Source organism: Acinetobacter sp. ATCC 27244 (genome assembly GCF_000156555.1).
Lineage (GTDB): Bacteria > Pseudomonadota > Gammaproteobacteria > Pseudomonadales > Moraxellaceae > Acinetobacter > Acinetobacter haemolyticus.
Genome location: NZ_GG665983.1, coordinates 1 through 1141 on the forward strand (window position 1 = coordinate 1; position 1141 = coordinate 1141).

The following is a 1141-nucleotide window of genomic DNA, read 5'->3' on the forward strand; positions in this document are numbered from 1 at the left end:
TGATCCTAGGCAGTATCGTGGACAACCGATCCCTCTAAATTCTTAAAATATTTCTGCTCAAAGGCTTCTGGGCTTAACCAACCATTTGCAGAGTGCCTTCTCACTCGATTGTAGTAAATCTCAATATAGTCAAACAAGACAGCATTCGCTTCTTTTCGGGTCAAAAACACACTGCCATGTACCACATGACCTTTTAATGTGTGAAAGAAGCTTTCTGTTACTGCATTATCCCAACAGTTACCTCTGCGTGACATGCTTTGGATGCAGTTATTCATCAATAATAGCGCTCTAAAATCACGACTACAGTACTGTGAGCCTTGGTCAGAATGGACCATGATATTCGTTGGATACCCCTGACGAGCCATTGCATAATTAAATGCATCACAGACCAATTGACGGTCTATTCGATGGCTGGTTTGCCAACCCACAATACGACGACTAAATAAATCTAGCATCACGCATAAGTACAACCAACCTTCTTTGGTGCGGATATAAGTAATGTCTGTTGTCCAAACTTTATTTGGCTGCATGACTGTAAACTGGCGATCTAACAAATTCGGTGCTGTAGGCAAACGATGATTTGAATCTGTTGTATGCTTATATTTACGTGCAATCTTGCTGCGTAAACCGAGCTTTCTCAACATTCTTCCAACGGTACGCTCACTCATTTCGTAACCCAAATCACGCATGTCGTGCACCAATGAAGGTGCACCCAATCGTGCATGATGCTGCCAATATACAGCTTTTAAATCAGTATATTTCTGATTGACGTAAATCTGTCTCTTTCGCCAAGCATAGTATCCCGAAGCGCTAACTCCTAGGCATTTACAGGCAGAAGAAACCGTAATTTCAGTCACAGCTAGACCTTGAATTACCGTGTACTTTTCTTGGCATGATCTGTTAGGAAGTACACATGCGCCTTTTTTAAAATATCATTGGCTTCCCTGAGTTGTTTGACCTCCTTCTCTAAATCTAGAATGCGCTGTTGTTCTGGTGAGAGTTGACGTTTACTTGAACCTGTTGGGTTAGCTTCACGAATCCATTTATCCAATGTTGAATAACCCACCCCTAATTTCTGGGCAATTGCAGCGACGGATTCATGTGAGTTCGAAAGGGCATAATCTATTGCTTGCTGTTTAAA

Annotated in this window: 1 protein-coding gene; it reads right to left on the bottom strand. The window is 41.8% G+C overall.

The window, feature by feature from the left end:
- Positions 1 to 5: 5 nt before the first annotated feature.
- Positions 6 to 1141 (bottom strand): IS3 family transposase gene (locus HMPREF0023_RS15865; protein WP_155757176.1). Its coding sequence is split into 2 segments (ribosomal slippage), with 1137 coding nucleotides annotated over them: positions 6 to 919 and positions 919 to 1141; the frame shifts between segments, so codons are not numbered across the junction. This gene is flagged as partial in the annotation.